Annotated in this window: 18 protein-coding genes; 9 read left to right on the top strand and 9 right to left on the bottom strand. The window is 58.0% G+C overall.

Going from position 1 to position 21608, the window contains the following annotated elements:
* Positions 1-40 precede the first annotated feature (40 nt).
* Positions 41-2680, bottom strand: coding sequence for a winged helix-turn-helix domain-containing protein (locus CAI21_RS18585; RefSeq protein WP_116303673.1), 2640 nt, complete (start codon positions 2678-2680; stop codon positions 41-43).
* A gap of 279 nt (positions 2681-2959) precedes the next feature.
* On the opposite strand from CAI21_RS18585, the gene CAI21_RS18580 reads away from it, so the two are divergent.
* The 4 genes from CAI21_RS18580 (at position 2960) to CAI21_RS18565 (ending at position 7485) form a co-directional block, all read left to right on the top strand.
* Positions 2960-4054 carry a sensor histidine kinase gene (locus CAI21_RS18580; protein ID WP_116303672.1) on the top strand — a complete coding sequence of 365 codons (1095 nt, stop codon included), beginning with the start codon at positions 2960-2962 and terminating at the stop codon, positions 4052-4054.
* A 48-nt stretch (positions 4055-4102) separates the two neighbouring features.
* Complete coding sequence (locus CAI21_RS18575) at positions 4103-6133, top strand: putative bifunctional diguanylate cyclase/phosphodiesterase (RefSeq protein WP_116303671.1); 2031 nt, start codon at positions 4103-4105, stop codon at positions 6131-6133.
* A 114-nt stretch (positions 6134-6247) separates the two neighbouring features.
* Positions 6248-7186, top strand: a complete 939-nt coding sequence (locus CAI21_RS18570; RefSeq protein ID WP_116303670.1) for an MFS transporter — start codon at positions 6248-6250, stop codon at positions 7184-7186.
* 29 nt (positions 7187-7215) lie between these two features.
* Positions 7216-7485, top strand: coding sequence for a YbfB/YjiJ family MFS transporter (locus CAI21_RS18565; RefSeq protein WP_116303669.1), 270 nt, complete (start codon positions 7216-7218; stop codon positions 7483-7485).
* Here CAI21_RS18565 and CAI21_RS18560 read toward each other — a convergent pair.
* On the bottom strand, positions 7445-7882 hold the full coding sequence (locus CAI21_RS18560; protein WP_116303668.1) for a putative zinc-binding protein: 438 nt from the start codon (positions 7880-7882) through the stop codon (positions 7445-7447). The genes CAI21_RS18565 and CAI21_RS18560 overlap by 41 nt on opposite strands.
* Positions 7883-8017: 135 nt before the next feature.
* Positions 8018-8896, bottom strand: a complete 879-nt coding sequence (locus CAI21_RS18555) for a LysR family transcriptional regulator (RefSeq protein WP_116303667.1) — start codon at positions 8894-8896, stop codon at positions 8018-8020.
* Positions 8897-9081: 185 nt separating this feature from the next.
* Between CAI21_RS18555 and CAI21_RS18550 the strand changes: the two genes are divergently transcribed.
* The 3 genes from CAI21_RS18550 (at position 9082) to CAI21_RS18540 (ending at position 13197) form a co-directional block, all read left to right on the top strand.
* A complete protein-coding gene (locus tag CAI21_RS18550) occupies positions 9082-9990 on the top strand; it encodes a cation diffusion facilitator family transporter (protein WP_116303666.1) in 909 nt (302 codons plus the stop codon).
* Between the two features lie 122 nt (positions 9991-10112).
* Positions 10113-10985 carry a hypothetical protein gene (locus CAI21_RS18545; RefSeq protein WP_116303665.1) on the top strand — a complete coding sequence of 291 codons (873 nt, stop codon included), beginning with the start codon at positions 10113-10115 and terminating at the stop codon, positions 10983-10985.
* A gap of 4 nt (positions 10986-10989) precedes the next feature.
* The gene (locus CAI21_RS18540; RefSeq protein WP_116303664.1) at positions 10990-13197 is read left to right on the top strand and encodes an ATP-binding protein; all 2208 of its coding nucleotides are present in this window, start codon (positions 10990-10992) and stop codon (positions 13195-13197) included.
* Between the two features lie 27 nt (positions 13198-13224).
* Here CAI21_RS18540 and CAI21_RS18535 read toward each other — a convergent pair whose 3' ends face one another.
* Together CAI21_RS18535 and CAI21_RS18530 are read right to left on the bottom strand one after the other, a co-directional pair.
* On the bottom strand, positions 13225-14709 hold the full coding sequence (locus CAI21_RS18535) for a sensor domain-containing diguanylate cyclase (RefSeq protein ID WP_116348371.1): 1485 nt from the start codon (positions 14707-14709) through the stop codon (positions 13225-13227).
* 270 nt (positions 14710-14979) lie between these two features.
* Positions 14980-16104, bottom strand: a complete 1125-nt coding sequence (locus CAI21_RS18530) for an HD-GYP domain-containing protein (protein ID WP_116303662.1) — start codon at positions 16102-16104, stop codon at positions 14980-14982.
* 186 nt (positions 16105-16290) lie between these two features.
* On the opposite strand from CAI21_RS18530, the gene CAI21_RS18525 reads away from it, so the two are divergent.
* Both CAI21_RS18525 and CAI21_RS18520 read left to right on the top strand, forming a co-directional pair.
* A complete protein-coding gene (locus CAI21_RS18525; RefSeq protein WP_116303661.1) occupies positions 16291-16659 on the top strand; it encodes a YchJ family protein in 369 nt (122 codons plus the stop codon).
* Positions 16660-16795: 136 nt separating this feature from the next.
* Positions 16796-20170, top strand: coding sequence for an ankyrin repeat domain-containing protein (locus tag CAI21_RS18520; RefSeq protein ID WP_116348369.1), 3375 nt, complete (start codon positions 16796-16798; stop codon positions 20168-20170).
* A gap of 316 nt (positions 20171-20486) precedes the next feature.
* On the opposite strand, the gene CAI21_RS18515 is transcribed toward CAI21_RS18520, so the two are convergent.
* The 4 genes from CAI21_RS18515 to CAI21_RS23360 form a co-directional block, all read right to left on the bottom strand.
* Positions 20487-20708, bottom strand: a complete 222-nt coding sequence (locus tag CAI21_RS18515) for a hypothetical protein (protein ID WP_116303659.1) — start codon at positions 20706-20708, stop codon at positions 20487-20489.
* Positions 20709-20860: 152 nt separating this feature from the next.
* Positions 20861-21148: a DUF2931 family protein gene (locus CAI21_RS18510; protein WP_181919531.1), complete on the bottom strand. Its 288-nt coding sequence runs from the start codon at positions 21146-21148 to the stop codon at positions 20861-20863.
* Between the two features lie 25 nt (positions 21149-21173).
* The gene (locus CAI21_RS23365; RefSeq protein WP_181919530.1) at positions 21174-21398 is read right to left on the bottom strand and encodes a hypothetical protein; all 225 of its coding nucleotides are present in this window, start codon (positions 21396-21398) and stop codon (positions 21174-21176) included.
* A partial coding sequence (locus tag CAI21_RS23360; protein ID WP_181919529.1) for a hypothetical protein occupies positions 21395-21608 on the bottom strand: 214 nt, incomplete at its 5' end. The genes CAI21_RS23360 and CAI21_RS23365, both read right to left, overlap by 4 nt.

Genomic DNA, 21608 nt, shown 5'->3' with positions numbered 1-21608 from the left:
GGCGGTTGGAAATTTGGGTGGAGATAGGTGGAGAGTGGGTCTACTCGTCGATCAACCCTAAGCTGCGAGCGGCCCGCAGCGCGCCTTCGCGGTCACTGACATCCAGTTTGCGGAATAGGTGATTAATGTGCGTTTTCACCGTGCTCACGCTAATGAAAAGCACTTCGGCGATCTGCTGATTAGACTGGCCTCGCCCCATTCGCCTTAAAACGTCATGCTCCCGCCGGGTCAGCGGCTCCAATAATCCCTGACCGCTGCGCTCTGCCCCTGCGCCAAGCTCGCCAAGCAAAACCCCTAACTGCTCGCGCGGCGGCAACTCGCCAAAACCGAGCTGACGTCGCGTTTGCCGGTTAAGCAACATACGGAATAGATCCACCAGATCCTGCCCCTCCTGGTGCAGCAACTGGCCAAACCCGAAACGACAAGCCATTTGCAGCGCATTGTCCAGGCACATCAGCGCTTCGTCCTGATCGCCGGCGTCGCGCAGCAAAGACGCCTCCAAGATCAGCGTATCCAACTCCAAACGACGATTATCTTCCACCTTAGCCTGCTCGCGCAGACGCTCTATAAGCTCGTGAGCAAATGCCGACTTGCCTAATGAGCGCTGCACCCAGGCGTAGGCCAACAACTCCTCCGGCTGCAACGCTTCCCCATACTGCCGCCAGCACCAGTGCCACTCTTTCAGCCAGTCGAGGACAAAATCCTGATCGCGTTCGCGCACAGCCAAACGCACCCGATGAGCACCGGCAAGACGATACAAAGTAAATAGTTGATAATGACGAGCAACCCGCCGTACCTCTGCCCACGTCTCGGCAGCTTTACGCCGCTGCCCCTGGGCTTCCGATAGCGCGGCGCGGTAATGCAGCACCCAGCCAAGACCTGCACAATGCGGGAAAGCCAAGGCGACCGATTCGGCTTCCGACAACACGTCGGCGGCCGCCATCAGCCGATTCCGCTGTAAGCACACCACCCCCTGGCCAAGATACTGAAATAAATCGTAGAAGTTTCTCGGCCCCGCCGGCTGCGATGCCTGGGCCAGGCGCTGAAAGCGCTGCTCGGCTCGATCGGTCTGCCCTTGCAACAACTCGATCTTGCCGATCAATAAGTTCAAGCTTTTGGTATAACCGCTGTAGCCTAACTGCTCGAAGCCTTGTAACGCCTGCTCCACGTCTTGCCGACTTTCTCTTAACCGCCCCAAGCCGAACAGGCAACTGCCGCGATTAAACAACAACACTTCCCGCGCGGCATTGGGCTCGGGATAAGCTTTCAGCGCCTGATCGGCAATGCTCAGGCCGTGCTGTAGATTGCCGCCCAGGAAGGCCAACCGGCTGCGCAGAAACGCGACCGTCTGATGTACTCTGGCCGGCCGATTAACGGCATTTTGCTTAAGCAAGCGACGTAAGCGCTGGATACTCCCGCGAGCCCTTTCGACATCATTACTTACGTGAACGGTCGACGCGTCCATAATGGCAAGCATGTAATGATCTTCCCGGTTCGCATCGGGCATGCTCTCCAATAATTCGATGATGGTGTTGATCGCACCCTCCCGCAGGAGGTCGAAGATATGCCGCTCGGCGGTGGCAAGCACTGCCGAATACTCGCGCGCGCGCATCAGCTGGTAGATCGCGTCGGCATAACAGTGCTGCTGCAAGAGGCAATCCGCCGCTAGCCGATGTAAGCGCCGCAACTCGGCCACATCCCGACGCTGGACGCGTTGGTATAAGGCTCGCCGTAGTGCAGGGTGGTAACGATACTCCAACGGTGCCGGTTGGCAGGCTTGAACGAAAAGCCCGTTACGCTCCATGCGGCGAATCATTGACCATGCATCGCCGTGCCCGCTCAACCGGGCGGCCAATTCGACGCCAAACGCCTGCACTACCGAGGTGCGCTCCATGAACGTAACTAGGCCTGGCGGCAGCCGTCGGAAGAGATCTTCTTCAAAGAACTGTTCGATATAGCTGTCGGCCTGCGGCAAAACCGGCTCCAAGGTATCGAACGACGGCTTGGCCCGCGCCGATTGATCTTTACAAGCCGCAAGCCAAAAAAGCACCCCGCTTATCCAGCCCTCGCTATGTGCCCGCAGTTGATAAACGGCATCGGCCTCTAGCTGGACGCCGCGTTTTTTGGCTAGTTGACGGATTTCGTCGCTATCGACCGCTAAATCTCGGGTCTCGAACACGGCGAGCTGCTGGTCCCGGCGCAGGTGATTGAAAGCGATCGTCGGCCGCCCCTCGCTCGCGGCGATAATGCGTAAAGAGGCAGCCGGATATCGGACGAGCTCTTCGAGATAACGCCGCGCCTGGGTCGACTGTAGGCAATGCAGATCGTCGAGCAATACGGTAAAACGCTCGCCGCCGTCAAGACGCTGCAAGATGGCACACCAAAGCGCTTCCTCGTCGTCCTGCTCCGGCACCGAGAGCGCCGCCTGCAACCCCGCCAATAGCCGACTCGCGCTGTTATCGCCCGCCTCTACCCGATACCAAAGGAACGGCGTTTGCAGCTCTGCGGCATATTGCGCCAACAAGGTGCTCTTGCCATAACCCAAAGGAGCGTTCAGCAAGGTCAAGCGGTACAGCTCGCCCGCCTTACGTAAACGTTGAAGCAAGCCCTGCCTGACCACCAAATCTGTAGATAGGACGGGTGGGCGTAACTGCGTCGGCTTAACTCTAGGAGTACTCATCGAACGATCCGGAATACCTGTGGAGGCAATCGAACGAGGTTATGCTATTCGTAAGTAACTTGAAATAGTAGTTACTAAAACACGGAATTACTCCAGCAAGGGCATTCCCGCTATGTAGGTAGAGGGAGTCTGTCACGGGCGACTCTCCGGCTCCCAAGCGAAGCCTTGGCAAGGTGAAAAGCGGAATTCCGTCATCCATTAAAACGATCCAGGTCGACGTGTCGATTCCAGCAGTCAACGAGTGCAAGCGACTCTGGTCGGCGCCGAAGGAAGGCCCTCATGAACGAGATTCATGCCTTACTGGCCTGCTCTACCGCAACAGATATGGCTAGGTGGCAACAACGGATACAAAAAGCCTGGGCTGCAACGGACTGTAGGCTTGCCTTAAGGCAGCATGAACTGACGGACGCTCCACCGACTCGGCTCGATCGGATTAGCAAGAAAAATATCCTCCTGGTACCGTTCAAAGACTTAGACCGCATCTCTTCGCTTTCTTACTCCGACGAGCAACGCCCGCCGCTGCTCGTCCTACTGGATACCGCGATCGAGCGACCCGTCCCGCCCGAATTAAGCGACGTCTCCGTCGACACATTACGATCGGACGAACTCTGGCGTTTAACGCCGGCAGTAAAACGGCTGACCGTCCAACACACCCTGAACAGCACGCGTCAAAATCCGCCGCGATTTAGCGAGTTCGATACGTTCTCCTATTCGGTCTCGCACGATTTACGGGCGCCGATCCGCCAGCTCAGGCAACTGATCGAGATTCTTAGAGAAGATCACGTATCCGCCACCGACCAGGCCGGGCTTGACGTTTTAAACGACATCGAGCGCCTACAAGAAAAGATGCGCGACCTCATCGAAGGCCTGCTGACGCTGAGCCGACTCTCCAACACCCCTCTCCAACCGGAGACCTTCGACTTAAAACCGCTTGTGGAAGAAGAACTACAAGCGCTACAACGGCAGGAGCCCGAGCGAGAAGTCGAATGGCAAATCCCCGACCGGGTGATCGTCACGGCCGATATTAAACTGATGCGCATCATGCTACTCAATTTAATCGACAACGCATGGAAGTTTACCCGCCACCAAGCTACTCCCCGCATCGAAGTCGGCACCGACCGCATTGCGGGCGACACGGTGTACTATGTTCGCGATAACGGCATCGGTTTCGATGCCAACCAAGCGCAAACGCTATTCAAGCCCTTTCAGCGGGGGCTCGCAGCACACGACTTTGCCGGCACCGGCCTTGGCTTAGCGATCGCTCAACGTATTGTTCGGCGTCATGGCGGCCGCATCTGGGCCGAAGGCGCTCCTGGGCAAGGAGCGACTCTTTACTTCACCTTAGCGACCGGCACAAACGCCGCCTACGGCTAGGAGCGGAGATGAGCACGCAAAATCCACCCCCCTATCCGGCTTCTTCATATGGAAGACTCGGCCATCGACGCGCGCTTAGTCCGCCGAGCGTTAGATCGCGGAGAGCTAACATATGACTATCGGCGGGAAGCGACGCTCGCCGGCCTGCAAAAAGCCCTCGACGAAGCGGACTGGGACGTCATTATTGTCGACCACCACCTAGCCGACTGCGACAGCAGAAGAGTGCTTACGGAAGTAAAGTCCCGCGGACTCGACATCCCTTTTATCATCTGTTCGGGCACTATCGGCGAAGAACAAGCCGTCGCGGCCATGAAAGCAGGCGCACAAGATTACATAATGAAAGGCAACCTCTCGCGTCTGGCAGAAGCGGTACGGCGGGAGGTGCGCGACGCAGCGATCCGACGTAGCAGCCGCACGGCCGAAGAAGAGCTGCGTCGCAGCGAACAGCGTTTAGCCCTGTTATTAAGTCAGAGCGACGAACTCGTCCTACACATCGATCAGGCTGGCCAGGTTATCGAAGCCTGGGGCAATGCCGAGATCCTCTCAAGCACGCTGACCAAGATAACAAATCGCCACCTTACCGAACTTTTCCACCGCACCAATGCGCCCCTGCTGCGCGAGGCGCTCGCGCGGGTAACGTCGACCCAAGGCCACTTATCGATCGAAACCTACTTGCCGCCGCCGAGCAATCGCACGTTCCTCTTACACTTCGGCCTACAGCATGACCAACCGCCGACGCAGGCGGACGGTTGCGTACTGATCCGCGACATTACCGCCATTCGGCAAACCGAGGCCGAGCTGACCTTCCTGTCCCGCTACGATCCGCTCACTCACCTGCCTAATCGCAAGTCCGTCCACGACCAGTTGCAAAAGATCATCGACAAGCGCACGTCCGCATCTCACCATTACACAGCCGTACTCTTGATCGATCTCGACCGTTTCAAGGTCATTAACGACAACTTGGGCCACACGACGGGCGACGAGGTGTTGGTCGGAGCTGCGCATGAAATTCGCCGCAAACTTCGCCAAGACGACATACTGGCTCGCTATAGCAGCGACGAGTTTTTAGCCATTCTTCCGGACGTCCATAACCGCGAGGCTGCAACGCAGATTGCGCAACAAATCCTGGACGGTCTGCCGGCAACGCCATTGAGTCCGTCTGCGTTACGGGTGACGGCCAGTATCGGCATTAGCTTTTCGCCCGGCGACGGACACACGGCGGAAGACCTGATCGCCGCTGCCGACGTCGCGATGCACGAGGCCAAAAAACAAGGAGGAGGTAGCGTCCACCACTATACGCCGGAGCTCGGCCGCCGCGGCATACGCCGTTTAGAGCTCGAACAACAACTACGCATCGCCCTGGAACAAAATCAGCTGACGCTGAACTATCAACCCCAAGTCGACCTTCGCACCGGAGCGATGATCGGCGTCGAGGCATTGGCTCGCTGGCAACATCCGGAAACCGGAGCCATCTCGCCCAGCGAGTTTATTCCGGTCGCGGAGGAGAGCGGCATTATCATCCCGCTAGGGGAGTGGGTCCTGAATCGTGCCTGCGAGGATGCGATGAGATGGCGCCAACACGGGGTGCCGCTGGAAGTGGCGGTTAACGTCTCCGCGGTCGAGTTCGAGCACGTCGATATTGCCAGCCGAGTCTCTCAAGCGCTGTCCCGCACGCACCTTCCCGTCGAAGCCTTAGTATTGGAATTGACCGAGTCGGTGTTAATGGACGATACGGAAGAGGCCATCCGTCGCCTCCAGACTTTACGCGAAATGGGCGTTCGCATCGCCGTGGACGACTTCGGCAGCGGTTATTCCAACTTGAGTTATTTGAAACGGCTGCCTTTGAACAAACTAAAAATCGACCAGTCCCTAATCCGCGGCTTAGGCAAGCACGCCAACGACGAGGCCTTAGTTCGCGCGGTTATTCAACTTGCTCACTCGCTTAAACTCGATACCTTAGCCGAGGGGGTCGAAACGGAAACCACACGCCAATTCCTCCACCAACACCACTGCCGCCACGCCCAGGGGTATTTGTTCGGCCGCGCACAACCTGCCGAGCACTTCTTGAGCATACACTGAGGGCTCCCAGCTCCCCGCGCAGCAGGTTTCTCATCGCCCTGCGAAAAAGAACGCAAGGTTTCGTTTTCTGATACAGTCGTCAGGTTCCCCCGAAAGAAATAACGAACACGACCGATGAACCAGCCCGTTGACCGTCCTAATACCGTGCTTATGGTTACAGCCGGCATGTTTGTCGGTCTGATTGTTATCGTCTTTGCCCGCTTGGCCTACGGCATGATCCTGCCGCCCATGCGGGCCGGTCTCGATCTAAGCTATCAGCAAGCCGGGGTGCTCGGGACCGTCACCGCGCTGGGCTACGTCAGCTTTGTTCTGATCGGCGGCTTGGCGGCCAGCCGCTGGGGCGCAAGTCGCGCTATCGCCTTCGGAATCGCGATCGTGACGGCCGGCTTTACCGGCTTGGCATTTGCCCAGAGCTATCCGGCGGCCGTCCTGCTCATGACACTGCTGGGTATCGGAACGGCCTTTAGCTTTGCGCCTATGGTCTCGCTATTGGCTACCTGGTATCCGGAACGACGGGGCTTTGTCATAGGCTGCATGAGCGCAGGCATCGGTGCAGGGCTATTACTCGTCGGTGTCCTCTTACCCTGGCTGTATGCCCAATTCGGCGACATCGGCTGGCGAGTGACCTGGGGCGTATTCGCCGCCAGCAGCGCTGCGGTCGGCATCGCGGCGCTGGCTATTCTCAAAGACCCGCCAACCGACGCAGACGGCACTCAAACGCCACCGCCCTCCGCCGATAAATGGCTGGTTTACCGCAACCCTCGGGTTATTACCGTATCGATGGTTTACGGCATCATCGGTTTGACCTATATGGTGCAAACCATTTTCATGATCAGCTATGTCGTGGAATCGGGCTTTAGCGAAGCGGTGGCCGGCAGCCTACTTGCCATGGCGGGCCTGCTATCGGTTGCGAGCGGCCCTGTCTGGGGCAATATATCGGACCGCGTCGGACGCGGTAACGCTCTCACCGCCGCCACCGGTATCGTTATGCTCGCTATGCTCCTGGTACTGTTCGATCAAAGCGGTGCCAGTTTCTTTCTGCACTTTTTTTAGTCGGCTGCTCGCTCAACGGCGTATTCACCATGGTTCAGGCTGCGAGCACAGAACAGGTCGGCTCCCGCTATATCACCATTGCGTTCAGCTACGCGACGCTCTTCTTCGCCGGCGGCCAGCTTATCGGGCCGGCGATATCCGGTTGGCTAATCGAGCTTACCGGCGATTTCCGCTCGGCCATCGCTTTCACTTGTGTCGGGCTTGCTATTGGCCTGCTGCTGACCTACAGAATGCGAAGCTTTCCTCCTGAGCCGGCGATTATCGATCGGGAGCAGCAGCTGCACGCCCAGAGGCCGTAAACGGCCTGGAAGCTTGCTCGGCGTGTGTCTGCAATTGCCTCGCCAACGCAACGACATGTGCATACACCCGCGCCATGTCGTCCGCCGCAGGGTCCTCGCCATAGCGCTTTTTCACGCCTAAGGTATGCAACTGCACATAATGCGCGGGCTCAACACCCTGCCCGGTCAGACAATGCCGCACACACGCCAAGGCGCAACCGTCTAAGGCCAGAATCGGGCGCCCCGACCTTGCCAACCGAACCAACTTGGGAACGCCGCCGCCGACGCCGGCGATACACGACATTTCGGCCTCTCCCGCGCGATCCAGTTGCAGGGCTAAGCGGTTCGTCAGCTGAGCCGCGCTGGAACACCCCGAACAGCTGTACACCAGCGGCAAATGTGCCGTCTTGCGAGACATGCTACCCCCTCCGGAACAAAGATCCTGGCATGGACTACCGCTGTAGTCGGCACCCCGACTATCTCGCAAAATCGCACTACTTGCCTTGATCCAAAACAAGCGCCCGCAGAGGTTAAGGTATTGTTCAGCGTTTTCTTAATACTGCCGCAAGTATTCTTCCAACTCATTCGCCAGCCAGGTAACCACCGCACCGCCTTGTGCCTGTTCCGACTCTAAAGCGCTGAACGTTTTCCACCAGTGCGCGCTGCGATGACGGATCGCCTGTAGCGTTCCGTCCCGCAACGCATCCGCCACCAGCGGCAGGGGCAAGTCCGCCCATCCTGCACCGTCGATAACGGCATCGCGAATCAGCTCGTATTGCGTAAACGCGAGGAAGTTGGCGGTCTCCGGCGACTCCGCCACCAACAAGTCGTTATCCAGATAGGCCAAGGTGATTTCCGTATGGTTGACCAGATCGTCCTGCTCCACTCTCGGCAAGCTACTCAAGGGGTGACCGGGTGCGGCAACGGTAACCATGCCGACATCGGCCAGTTCGCGGAACCACTGATAGCCTTCGCTCAGCAACTCGGGAATTAGGCCATAGGCAACATCCACCGCCTGCCGCTCGACCAGGGGCGCCAACTCGCGGGGAGGCGCTAGATACACCGACACGCTGGTAACAGGAAAACGCGCCTTCAAGCGCCGTAAAATTGCGCGCCAAACCGGTTCCGGCAGCGAGTCGTCGCGCGCGATGCGCAGCACCGACTCCGCGCCGCTCAAATGATGCACGCAACGGGAACGGATCTGCGCTGCGACCTGCTCAAGCCGACGACAATCGGTGACGATGGCACCGCCAATAGGCGTTAAGTGCAACTGATTACCGCTACGTTCGAACAGCTCGACCCCTAACTCGTCCTCTAATGCCGCCAATGCCGTACTAACCGTCGTCCGACTACGGCCAAGCTCCCGCGCTGCGGCTGCCACCGTACCGTGCCGCACAATGGCCAAAAAAATTTCGATCTGAGATGTCCTCATCGCCACTCTCCACCTTGCTAAGCGACGGTTTTTCCGTCGCTCACCGACTCACGGTCAAGAATACGCCGCCTTACAATGCTCACCAAGTAGGAAACGCCGAACCCGTAGAACGAAAGCGCTTTCCAGCAAGGAAACACACCTTGCGGAGTAGGCAAACGGCTCGGGTTTCCTCTGAGGAGGTAAAGATGAGTATTGTTTGGGAACAGGAGAAAACGGCATTAACCTTATCCGCGGCGATCGCGGGCTTATTCGCTTTGGCCGGCATCGGCTGGGGGCTCTGGATCGACTCGCTGATGATTCTCTTTGACGGCGCTTACTCCCTGGTGAGCCTTGTGCTGTCGCTGCTATCGGTCTATGCCGCACGCGTTGTGCGGCGGCCGGCGAACGCTCGTTTTCCGTTTGGCCACGGTGCTGTCGAGCCGTTGGTTATCGCTGTTAAAGGGCTGACCATCGCCCTGGTCTGCATCCTCTCGTTCGGCTCCGCCGTCCATGCGCTACTCACCGGCGGCCGCGCTGTCGCTGCCGATATGGCCATGTTGTTCGCGGCAGTCAGCGTTTTAGGCTGTCTAGTGACTTGGCTGTATTTGCAATGGGTCCACACGCGTAACGGCTCCGGCTTAATTGCAGCAGAGAATCGTCAATGGCTCATGGACACGGTCTTAAGCGCAGCCGTTTTAACAGGATTCGGCCTGGCATGGTGCTTGGAACAAACTGCATGGTCGCAATGGGCCGTGTATACGGACCCGGTCATGGTTATTCTAATCTCGGGCTACTTCATTACTGTACCCGTAAAGATGACGCTCAACGCGATTCGCGAATTAGCACTCGCCGCGCCACCGCAGCATTTGCGGGACAGCGTGGCAGCGGCTCTCACCGCCATCGGGATTGATCTGCGTTGCGCCCGGACGACGAAAGTCGGACCGTATTTGATAGTGGAGCTGAGCTTGCCGACCCATCGTGCCCGGGAGTTTCAGCAGCTACAGTTTCGATTATATCGCCGCCTGGCCGACCTTCCGGTCAAACCCGTCGTCTTCATTCATACGACAGCGGCCAAATCGAACCGGCGGGAAACACCCTTAAGCAACACCGGCTAATTCCCTTCGGTCTCTACGAAGCAGGCTGTCCGGCATTCTCTTGACCGGACGGCCAACTAAAATTAGAGTTCTTTCAAATAAAAAACCCGCCATATTCGCCACTCATGAAGGCATATTTTGCGATGCTGCGATTGTTTCTCGCCTGTTTGCTGGCTGTTTCAGTGAGTGCCTGCGATCAACTCAGCCAGTTGATCCCCGGAGACCGTGTACAAATCGAAGCCCCCGGAGACGATGTCGTCGGCGATAATTTACAACGACTTATCGAACACCTCGCGCCCGACTCCCAGGTTTATCAAGTCCATTACGGCCGCGGCGTCTGGACGATTCGCACCCGAAACAAGCTCACCGAGCAGACACGCAGCAGCATTGAGGAGCATATACAAAGCTTTTCCCAAGCGAGCCCGCTAAATACGAGCTTGACCGATCTCCAGTACCAATTTATTTTGCCGGAAAACATTTCCGAGGAAGCTGCATCGATTCTAGCCGGCAATAAGGAAGGCGGATTTCGCTTCTCCATCCCGACCGGCACGATTCCGACCATGGAAAGGACCGACTATCGCGTCCCGGCAATTGCCGGAATCGACGAAACCCGCGCTGTCTGCTTTCTCGAAATCCCCATCGAAGGCAGTATCCCTGCGGTAAGATATACGCAAGCGGTAGACATAGACGGAAGCACCAGCCAATCGGCCGAAGCGCTCATCCGGCGGCCTAATACCCCATTCGCCATTCGTGTCCACGGGCACGGGATTCCCGCAAAAGTCATCGCAAACAATAACCGGCCGATCGAGAAGCTCAGCTTTTTGGAGGCGCACTATAGGCACGACGATCGCTTATATGTCTCGGTCAGCCATTGGACGATTCGTCATCGAATGGCATTTGGCGGAAGCCCTTCGAGCTGCTTCCGCAGAAACGGAGGCGAGAAAGCGCGCCAGCGCATCGGTCAGATCGGTTTTCCCGAACTGATCGGCCTGCCGTTGACTATGAGGGAAAATTAGCCCGATGTCGTTTCCCGCCGAACGCGTGATGTATGCTCGCCAATTCATCCTTGGGCATCATGTCGTCAGATCATGGCTTGCGCTGTTCGCCTGTCTTTTCCTCGCTCCCTCGTTGACTCAAGCGGCAGACAACGACCACGGGATTTACCTGTCGTTTCACGAAATCCGGTTTCCTATCCCTCAACACATCGCGCGCGTTACTGGCGACGATACACGCTTGGTTGGCACACTCACCGGCGCACAAACGATCGAGATTCACCGGTGTTACCGCTTCGGTACAGCCGCCACCGGCTGCCGCGACACACCGTCTCCGGAACACTTGCCGCTCATACCAAAGAGCAGCCACGCCAGCACCGTATCCGAACACGCACCGGGCCAGTTCCGCTTATGGATTGTCGGCCAGAGCAATCCGGCGTTGCTGTTCGATGTCCGCCTCGACGGCTTTAACCCAGAGGAGATCGAGAACCTTACACGTCGCGTAACCGTTAAATCCCAGTGGCAGGCACCTGACTATGCGTCGGACGTCATTCCCTGCGACGACAACGCAATGGCGGAATGTGCGTTTCACAACGCCTTACGAGTCGCGTCCGCTTATCACGACACCCCCGGTTGGACGCTACATGCCTACGAGCTTGCCAAGACAGCGCTAGCGCTAAACCGTCTAGAGTTAGCCGAAGCCCTTGGCAAGACCCTCACCGGCATGGAGCGACGCTTTCAAGTGTTTAACGCGCTTGCCGAAAGGCATTTCGCGGCCGGCGATTTTGCAGCAGCCGAAACCGCCATCAAAAACATACACACCGCATCCGGCAAACCCGATTACCTACTGCTTGCTTATGCCAGACATGCCTACAGGCTCTATCAGGCGGGCCATCACGAACAAGCCTCCTCGCTCATGAACAAGCGCTTTCAGCGTGAGGAGCGCAACGACTTGGCACGCGAATGGATGCGCGATTTCTCCCACCGACAACGCTGGGAAACCGCACTTCATTTACTGCGCAGCATCGGCGTTACCCATCACCGCAGCTGGGAAGCCTACCCCATCATTCAAGCGGCCGTTAAGGCTGATCGCGTCGATATCGCAGAAGAGGCCATCGATATCCTACGACCGCAATACAAACGTTACGCCTATCCGTTCATGGCGGTGCTATTGCTTCGCCACGGACACGGCGAGCAGGCGCTGGAGATTATTCGCGGGGAGTTATCGCCGCAAGACGAAGAAGTCGCCTGGACTTCGATCATTCTCGAGCTAGGACGTCTTGGGCTCTTCGCCGAGGCCTTGGAAATTGTCGATACCATAGACCAAACGCCGGCCATCGAACAAAGCGCGCTTGCGACACTGGTAGTTGCCACCTGGCGGCGGGACAAACACTTCCACGATATAGCGACGCAAAAATACCTATCGCAAATACCACACAGCGATACGGAACAAAGCCTGCTCGCGGCCGACATGGTACTCGATTTCGAGAACGCGACGACCGTCGCGCAAAGCTTCACAAGCTGGAGCGCATTACAACAAGCCGCCGAAGTTTTTACTGCGCTCGCGCCTGCGGACGTACGCGACGAGCTGCTGTATCGCCTAGCCGACCGCGCCACAACGCTGCTTGCAGAGAACCGCGTTTACTCGCCCAGCGCAGCGCACTATATCGCAATTGCCAATTGGTTCGCCGTCGACGACGAGCGCTTTGGCGCGACGTGGCTCATCGACACGCTCGCCACGATTAAAGACGAAATCCCACCGTTACACCCGACCCTTGAGCTCGAGCCCCTGGTAACGGAGTGGATTGCGTCGGGACATGCCGCCAAGGCCCTTGAGCTGGTCGAGCAGCTACAAGCGCCTCAACAAGCCGATTACTCTCTCGTCTTAGCCGAGCGACTTTTGGACGACGGGCAGGCAAAGCTTGCTCGGCCGCTGTTACTGTCCGCCTGCGAGCGGCTTGCCCGGTCTCTAAGCGCAACCAATACGGAGATCACATTACTGCGCTGCGTCGAACGCTGGGTAGAACACTTTGACGCTGCCCACTTGCAGCAGCGACTCAATGCGGACGTTACCGCCACTGTGCCGAGCAAACGCCGACTACAAATCGAAAACGTATTTCATGTCGCGGCACAGACACACGCGCAGGCGCTTACGCTCATCGCCAAGCACGAACCCGGACTCGCTCAGGTAAAAGCTTACAGCGATTTGGCTCGCCGCTTGGCGGCACGGCATTAACGCTTCGAGGCCACCGACACCCGACCGCTAGACAACAACCACCTGATTACGGCCCCCGCATTTTGCCTCGTATAGCGCATTGTCCGCCGCCGCGATCAGTGCATCGCGCGTTGGATGAGCGCTGCTGAACGCAACCCCTGCGCTCAACGTAACCGCCAACGCTCCTATCGACGTTTCGAACGGGCGGCTGGCAACAACGTGCCGGAGACGCTCCGGCAACTCTCGAATGGCTTCGCGACTTGGCGCAATGATCAAGAACTCCTCGCCGCCATAGCGGCCGAAATGGTCGTACGGCCGCAGCACCGAGAGCAAGCGCTCGACGACACCGATCAAGATCTCGTCGCCAACCAAGTGGCCATGACTGTCGTTGATCGACTTAAAGTTATCGATATCCAGCAACACAACGCTCAGTTGCTCGTTTTCCCGCTCGCAACGGGCAAGCTCCTTATCAAGCGCCTTCAAAATAGCGCCTCGATTCAACACCCCGGTCAAGCTGTCATGTAATGCCTGGTATTTCAGCTCGTCGGTTAAGCGCTTTAGGCGAGCGTCGTTTAGTCGCTGCTCCGTCACATCCCGGAAGGTGCCGCAAATACGCAACGGATCGCCGTGGCGATCGCGTTCGGCAACGGCGCCTTGCATTTCCATCCAAATGCATTCGCCGTCTTCGGGATAGATATGAAATTCGCGATTAAAGCTCTCTACCTGCCCCGCTTGGACACGATCGACAAAATCCAATGCCGCAGCATATTCCTTGGGATCGATGACCCGTAATAAACGCCTAATGGGAATATCCGTCGTGTCGCTAAACAAGCCGCCGGGAAAGAGATGGGTATCGGTCAAACGAATGCGGCGCGTCAACAGCTCCCAGTCGAAGCCGACCAAACCACCGCCCTTGAGCGCCAACCGCAAGCGGGCTTCGTTCAAACGGGCGGCTTCGCTTTTATCCCGCAACTCTTGCTCGCGGCGGTTAACAACCGAGGTATGCAAGAAAGCAATAACACCAACAATAGCAAAGATCGCTATGGCATTAATGAAGTGAATCCAATCTTGGTAAGGAATATCAACCGCTTGCCGGTTATAGCCCAAGATAACCAAAGCGGTATAAGCGACACCGGCCAGAACCAGAACGGCGAATTTCCTCCGCATTCCCCAACCCGGCACGATGAAAATCACAAAAGGCAAAGCTAAGGCGAAATAGTGGAAGCCGCTGAATAAGCCTAGAAAATAAACCGCGGCAATTGCATGGGCCATCACCTCGATGGCCGCCAGCGTCATGCCGGCCGAGAAGCAACCTCGTAAATGCCATCGAATAACCAGCAACCAGATACCGACGCTAAAGACATTGAATAGCGCAAGCCCAGGAACGTTCAACCACAGAAAGAGAGGAATAAAACCGCCGTGTACGACTACCGCGACAATGCTGCCGTAAAAGAACGCGGTCGCATACGCATGTTCAAACGTACCTAACGGCTGCTGATGGATAGCTCGGAAAAACGTGCCCAACTTCCCCAAATTCTGGCTCTTACTCAACGAGCCTTTACCCACAGATCCCCCAAACCTTGATAACCCAACCCATATCAAGAAAGCCTTAGCGGATGCCGAAAAGTCCGTCTTAGCCCTTTTAGCTCGCTCCCCCGCGGACCCCGCCCCCGCAGGACGCTCCGTCAACCAAGCGCTATCGACGCGCGGCACTTCCCTGTTAGGTCGCCCCCTCCAAGACTGAGGAATTATTCAGTATTCTCTCAAATAAACAAGCACTCAGCGATACAGCGCGGTCATTTTCTACGCCGCCCATAAGAGATTCGGGTTGACAGTTTCCGAGGCTTTCGGCACATAACCGCTGCGAATACGGAACTCTCCCATCAGCGTGTCGCGCCGAAAAGGCCTGGGGAAAGGCGCCCCGGTAGGCGCCAAAAAGCTCGACACGACGGGGCGTAACGCCTCGTTGCCGCGATGCGTTACAACGCCTATCTCGCCGTTGACCAACACCACAAAGGAACCAGGCGGGTAAACGCCCATTTCGTGAATAAAACGTTGCGTTAGCTTTACACCCCAATCGGACTCTTGCCCAAGGTACAATTGTTTCAAACTCTCCCGAGCAGGTAACGCCCTGCGATAGGCTCGGGAAGAGACCAAAGCAGCGTACCGATCCGCCATCGCCAAGATACGCGCCGTCTCGCTAATAGCGCCTTCGCCCCGCAAACCGGCCGGGTACCCGTCGCCTGAGATACGCTCGTGGTGTTGCGCTACGGTCGTCAACCACACCTCATCCTTCACTCCGCCTTTGCGTAACAACGCAACAGCCCGCTCAGGATGTAACGTCAGCACCTCTCGCTGCTGTTGACTCAAAGGTTTCGATTGCTTTTGTAGCGTTTCCTGCAAGTTGAGCATGGCAACATTTTGCGTAAACGCCGCAGCCAGCAGGCTCTGCCTGCGCTTGATGTCATACTCGAGGCTACGCGCCATCATCTCGCAAAGAATGGCGCAATGAGTAGGATGCCCAACCGTGTAGTCATGCTTATGAGCTAAATGAACCGCTCCCAGCATCGCATCGGAGTGATCGTCATACAGCTCTTGCAGTTCATCGACCAAGCGCAGGACGCGCTCGCCGAGATCGACTCCGGGCGTGGCAGCATGTACCGCATCGAAAACCAAGGAAACCCGCTTAATCAGAGCATCGAGGCGCTCGAACGGCGGCATTGTATCGGCAACCTTTCTCCCCCGATAACCGCCGCGCTTGTCTGCATCCGGATCGCGATAGAGACCGCGCTTGTGCAAAATCTCGAACTGCAGGGCGCTGATCTTCGCACCGCGTTGCAAGAGCATTCGGCCATTTTCGTCGTAGACCGCCCAAGGTAGCGGCTCACCTTCCACAAAATCAGTTGTCAACACCGGAATACGCGCCATCACCAGCCCCCTAACGTATGGCCTCGTCGCTACCGAATCAGGCAGCCTACACCATCATTAATAAAGGAAACACTAAGAAGAGAAAATAACAACCGTCATAAACCGCCGAATCCACCAAAGCACTCCGCCTGCCTGCGAACAACTAGCCATGGCAACCGGCGGGAAGGCTCGCTACACTCTTGCGCCATGAACACGCTTACTCCCTGCCCTTGCGGCACTGGTCACCTGCTCGCGAGCTGCTGCCATCGCTACCATGCAGGCGAACCGGCCCCCGACGCCGTTAGCCTCATGCGCTCCCGCTATACCGCTTATGTGCTGCAAAACTCCGCTTACTTAAAGCGCACTTGGCATCCGCGTACGTGCCCGCGATCATTAGACTTGGCTGACGGGCCGAGATGGAGCAAGCTGGAAATCCTCGATCATGGGGGAAACCGCCGCAAGGCCTGGGTAGAGTTCATCGCGCACTATAACGGCGGCCAATTGCACGAGAAGAGCCGTTTCGCATACGAGCAGGGCGCGTGGGTTTATGTCGACGGGACGATTCTCGACAGCTAGCAGGATACGCCCGCGGGGCGCCCATTCCTGTGTCGCCCTTAACATAGGCAGCGCGCCGCACAGCACAGACAATGATCAGCCTGCTATAAAAACCTTCTTTTTCATCCAAGACGATAGTGATAAGGACAGCATCGACATGCACCGCCGCCCAACCCTGTCCGTTCTGTTGGCATTCGTGCTCTTTGCCGGGTGCTCCACCGAAACCGGCCTCGATGCTTACATTAACGCCGTCAAAGCAGATGATCGGCGCGCGCTTTCTAAGCATTACGAGCAGGGCATGGCGCCGGATCAGCCGATCGACGACAGCGGAAATACCGCGCTGCACTTTGCCGTATCGAAGGCTCAATGGACGCTGGCCGATTACTTGATTCAAGAAGGCGCATCGCCTTACCTTCTCAATGCCTATGGCGAATCCCCCGTCGCCCTTGCGCGCCAGCATCAAACGCCGGCGGCCCGTAAGTGGCAAGCGCCTTATCTCAAGGAAAGCCTCGACCGTGCCAACGAACTTTCGCATTCCATCATCGCCGGCCTGTCGGCCGACGACCTTACACCCCTCCTCCAAGCGCAAGACTTCTACCTCGACGCCACCCCGCGAAGCGGACAAACACTTTTGAGTTGGGCGGCAGAATTTGCTTTCACGGATCACGCCATCGCGCTTATCAAGGCGGGAGCGCTACTCGATAAGAGCGATACACAAGGCCTAACACCGTTAATGCTGGCCGTTCACGCCGGCGATAGCGCATTGGTCGACTTCTTACTCAAAGCCGGAGCCGACCCGGCACTTGCCGATACGAACAGGCGAACGGCACTACATCACGCCATCGCCTGCCGTTGCGACAACGACGCGATCCAAATGCAACTCATCGAGCGCTTACTCGCAGCCGGCGCCCCGACCGCTGCCGCCGATCGCGACAATGCAACGCCCTTAATGCTCAGCATCGCCAATCGCCGTCCCGCACTATTCGACGCGCTCCTCGCCGGTGGCGCCGCGATCAACCAACCGAGTAGGCAGGGGATGACCCCATTACTCTTTGCCGTACGCCAAGGCAATGTCGACTTCGTCGACCGGCTGCTCGCCGCCGGCGCCGATCCGCTGCTTACCGATATCGACAGCTTCGCCGCGCTGCATAGGGTAATAATCAACCAAAGCGCCTATAGCGACGATGCCGCGCGAATACAGGTTGCCGAACGCCTGATCGAAAGCGGCGCCGCCATCGACCAAGTAACGGATAGGGACGAAACCGCACTCCATCTAAGTCTCGCGCAGCAAGACGAAGCGATGATCGAGTGGCTAATTTCGGCCGGCGCTTCGTTAGAGAGCAGAACTATCGACGGACGCACCCCGCTCACAAGGGCAGTGCGTACAGGGACTATCGGCCTCGTCGAGCGCCTTCTAGCCGGCGGAGCCGATCCTAACGGAACCGAAGCGGCCGGAGAGACCCCGCTCATGCTGGCTGCCTACGAGGGCTATAGCGATCTGGTCGAAACGCTGCTCGCCGCCGCTGCCGACCCCACGATGACGAGCGACCAAGGTTCTACGGCACTACATTTCGCAGCGTTCAAAAATAGCCGAGGCAGCGATGCAGCACGGACCGAGATCGTCCAACGCTTGGTCAACGCCGGCACCGATATTAACGCCCGCAATGATATTGGCCCCACACCGCTGATATACAGCATCGATTGGCAACATGCTGCTGTGTTCAACGCACTAATAGCGGCCGGTGCGGACGTGAATCTCGCCTCTCGTTCGGGCAGCACACCGCTTCTGCGAGCGCTGAACACGGACAACCGGGAGATGATCGACAGGCTGCTTGCCGCAGGCGCCGACCCCAATCTTGCCGACAGCAAAGGGCATACGCCGCTCATCCGTGCTGTTCTGAACGCCAACGAGCGTATGGTTGAGCGGCTACTCTCCGTAGGCGCCAATACCGACAACCAAGATCGGTACGGCTGGAGCGCGCTGCACCACGCGCTCAGCGACATCGCCGACGGCAGTGACGACGAGCAGACTCGGATTATCCAGCGGTTGCTTGCCGCCGGCGCGCCCCTTAACGCTCCCAACAACCAAGGGGAGACGGCGGTCCATTTCAGCGTAAGCGACCGCAACGGCCTTTTTTCGTTGCTGCGCGACGCCGGTGCCGATCTCAACCAAGCGGACAACGATGGGCAAACCCCGCTAATGAGTGCCGCCGCTAACGGCAATATCCGTATGCTGGAGCAGTTAATAGCGGCGGATGTCGACCTAAGCCGCAGCGACAACCAGGGCGATACCGTTATAAGGCACGCGTTAAGTTACGGCGCTTGGCGGAGCGAGGCGAAGGCATTGGAGATGTTGGAGCGGCTCATTGCAGCGGGTGCGCCGCTGAACACCCTCAATGACATCAACCGCTCGCCGCTACATGCGGCCATTTCTTACGAACTCACGGATGCGGTCAAGCTGCTGCTGGCAGCCGGAGCTGATATCGACCTAGCAGGCGAACTAGGCCCGACACCGCTGACGCAGGCGGTTGACACAGGGCTTCATGACATGGCGGCACACCTGCTTACAGCAGGCGCCGACCCCAACCGCGCTAACAGCCAAGGTCGCACTGCGCTAATGCTCGCGGCATCGAAGCCCGACCCGGAAATGGTTCGGCTTTTACTGGAAGCCGGAGCCGACCCCAACCAACGAAATGCGGTCGGTCAGGCGACGTTACATTACGCCGTCAAGCACCCGACCTATCGCGATGCAGATGTCGCCGCGCTGGTAAACATCCTCCTAGACGCCGGCGCCCTTCCCAATCTTAACGATATCGCCCAGCGCACCCCGCTCGCGCTTGCCATCGACCGCGACTTATCGCGAACCGAGCGCGCCCTAACCCGTGGCGGAGCCGATCGCAAACTCGCCGACGGCGCCGTACCCACAGCCCCGTTACTCGCTGCGGTGAACCAAGCGGATCTCGCACTGGTGAAACAACTGCTAAACGAAGGCGCGAACCCCTCTGGCGCCGGACCTAACGGCATCCGGCCGTTACACAACGTTTCCATCAGCGTTGTCCACGATGACGATACGCGTCTGCTGATGGCAAAACACTTACTCGCTGCAGGCGCACGCCCGAATCTTGCGAACGATCACGGTGAGACATCTTTATTTACCGCCATCCAATACGGCGCACTCCCCATTGTCGAGCCTTTGCTCGAAGCCGGCGCAGATCCTAACTTAGCCAACAACATGGGTACTACTCCTCTACATATCATTGCATCTAACCGCATCGTCAGGCGCCTCTCTCCCGAGCAAGAAACCACACTCGCGCAAAGCCTTATCGACGCGGGCACCTATCTTGACGAGCCGGATTCTTTCGCTAAAACACCGCTGATGTATGCCGCGGAGAACAACAAAATTGCACTGGTCGAAGCCCTGCTTCGCCACGGCGCCAACCCCAACCTGCGGGCAGCCAACGGCTGGACGGCAGCAAGCTTCGCCCGCCGGGAGCGTCACCAGGCGGTTTTAGAGCTGCTTGAGGGGGAGTAAAGGCTAAGGTGTGGTTGTTTTGTTAGGGTTATTTTTTGATGTCGGTGGTTTAGGGCGGTGCGCTGCGCGCGATTGATTTAGAAGGCGGGGTTCCGCCCCCGCGCTGCGGTGTATAGGGCCTGCGCTTAGTCGCTATTGCCTGTAGCGATGCATAACGGCCTGTTTCGCCCTCCTGGGCGAGTCCCTTTTGGCTCAGACCCTCCCTGGTCTTCGGCCTTCGGCTCGCTTAGCGCACCTCATCCGCTCCCGGCGAATGAGTCTTTGCGTCGCCAAAGAAAAGGAACCAAAAGAAAGGCGACCCGGAGGCGCTGCCCCGCTAACGCGGGGTTCCCTGCGATGCTCGGCAGCGCCAACGGGCAAGAGCAAGACCCTTCGATCCATGTCTTCCCAAGAGAGGATCGACCAGGATGTCGTTCCCGCGCGGAGTGGAGATACTCACATTAAAGCTACCGGCATAACCGGCTTGCTGCTGGTACACATAGCTGCCGACCAAAAACAGGCTCAGCAGCACGACAACGAAACCTAGCCGTTTCTTCATCGTGCCCGCCTCCAGCCGACGTAGGCGCTCGGCCGCCGCGTGGCCGCGATCCGCTTCGTTCGGGTAAATCTCTCGGCCCTCGGGCGGGGTGCGTTGCTGTTAAACACGTTGGTTCCTTCGTCTTGCCAGCGGTTGCCCCACTGCGCACTGCGTCAACGAACCAAATCCTCCGGCGTCGGCTCGTGGCGACCTTCGGCTTGACCGGTCGCCACCACCTTGAACACGCGGCCTTCGAGGTTATTGTCCGACAGCGCGTTCGTCAGCCACACCGTCACCCCGCCATCCGCCTCCATGCCGACGATCAGAAAGGCACTACGCCCTTGTTCGCCGCTTGATATCCAGGTGAACTTAGGAAGGGTACGCATTTGCTTGGCCAGGTCCTCTGCTAAGCTTAGGTTAGCTTCGTAGAGGATCTCTTCTTCAATCTGCCGCCAACGCACATAGAGGGTCTTCGGAGCCGGGCGGTCAATGATGATATGCCCCCCAAGAACTGCTTTCCAGCAGCAATCGATCCGCCCCCCATCGCCCACCACGTATCGTCAAACAGCAGCTTCTCGACCAGGATGTCGTTCCCGCGCGGGTGGAGATGCTCACGCTAAAGTCATCGCCATAGCCCGGTCGATGCTGGAGATAGGCGCCCAGCAGCAAGCCACTCAGGGCGACCAGTAGGATACCTGCCCATTTCTTCATCGTGCTCGTCTCCAGCCCGTATAGGCGCTCGGCCGCCACCAGAAATCGTCCGCCGCGTTGCCTCGGTCCGGGGCGTTGGGGAAAATCTCGCGCCCCCCTGCGTTCGGCGCGTTGCTATTGACCACGTTGGCCAGATCCTCTCGCCAGCCGTTGCCGGTGACCAGCTCCGGTCGGTGGTATTGATGGGAGTGGTGGATGTACTCCCGGTAC

It is taken from the genome of Alkalilimnicola ehrlichii, from assembly GCF_003399765.1.
Classification (GTDB): Bacteria; Pseudomonadota; Gammaproteobacteria; order Nitrococcales; family AK92; genus AK92.
The sequence above is the reverse complement of the archived record's forward strand: the minus strand, read 5'-3'. Positions and strand labels throughout refer to the sequence as shown.

Excerpts from the sequence above, each read along its gene's own strand:
- CAI21_RS18555 (WP_116303667.1), bottom strand. The coding sequence starts at position 8,896 with ATGAGGACATCTCAGATCGAAATTTTTTTGGCCATTGTGCGGCACGGT.
- CAI21_RS18585 (WP_116303673.1), bottom strand. The coding sequence starts at position 2,680 with ATGAGTACTCCTAGAGTTAAGCCGACGCAGTTACGCCCACCCGTCCTA.
- CAI21_RS18525 (WP_116303661.1), top strand. The coding sequence starts at position 16,291 with ATGAACACGCTTACTCCCTGCCCTTGCGGCACTGGTCACCTGCTCGCG.
- CAI21_RS18580 (WP_116303672.1), top strand. The coding sequence starts at position 2,960 with ATGAACGAGATTCATGCCTTACTGGCCTGCTCTACCGCAACAGATATG.
- CAI21_RS18575 (WP_116303671.1), top strand. The coding sequence starts at position 4,103 with ATGGAAGACTCGGCCATCGACGCGCGCTTAGTCCGCCGAGCGTTAGAT.
- CAI21_RS18545 (WP_116303665.1), top strand. The coding sequence starts at position 10,113 with ATGCTGCGATTGTTTCTCGCCTGTTTGCTGGCTGTTTCAGTGAGTGCC.
- CAI21_RS18520 (WP_116348369.1), top strand. The coding sequence starts at position 16,796 with ATGCACCGCCGCCCAACCCTGTCCGTTCTGTTGGCATTCGTGCTCTTT.
- CAI21_RS18550 (WP_116303666.1), top strand. The coding sequence starts at position 9,082 with ATGAGTATTGTTTGGGAACAGGAGAAAACGGCATTAACCTTATCCGCG.
- CAI21_RS18540 (WP_116303664.1), top strand. The coding sequence starts at position 10,990 with ATGTCGTTTCCCGCCGAACGCGTGATGTATGCTCGCCAATTCATCCTT.
- CAI21_RS18570 (WP_116303670.1), top strand. The coding sequence starts at position 6,248 with ATGAACCAGCCCGTTGACCGTCCTAATACCGTGCTTATGGTTACAGCC.
- CAI21_RS18565 (WP_116303669.1), top strand. The coding sequence starts at position 7,216 with ATGGTTCAGGCTGCGAGCACAGAACAGGTCGGCTCCCGCTATATCACC.
- CAI21_RS18515 (WP_116303659.1), bottom strand. The coding sequence starts at position 20,708 with ATGAAGAAACGGCTAGGTTTCGTTGTCGTGCTGCTGAGCCTGTTTTTG.
- CAI21_RS23365 (WP_181919530.1), bottom strand. The coding sequence starts at position 21,398 with ATGAAGAAATGGGCAGGTATCCTACTGGTCGCCCTGAGTGGCTTGCTG.
- CAI21_RS18530 (WP_116303662.1), bottom strand. The coding sequence starts at position 16,104 with ATGGCGCGTATTCCGGTGTTGACAACTGATTTTGTGGAAGGTGAGCCG.
- CAI21_RS18560 (WP_116303668.1), bottom strand. The coding sequence starts at position 7,882 with ATGTCTCGCAAGACGGCACATTTGCCGCTGGTGTACAGCTGTTCGGGG.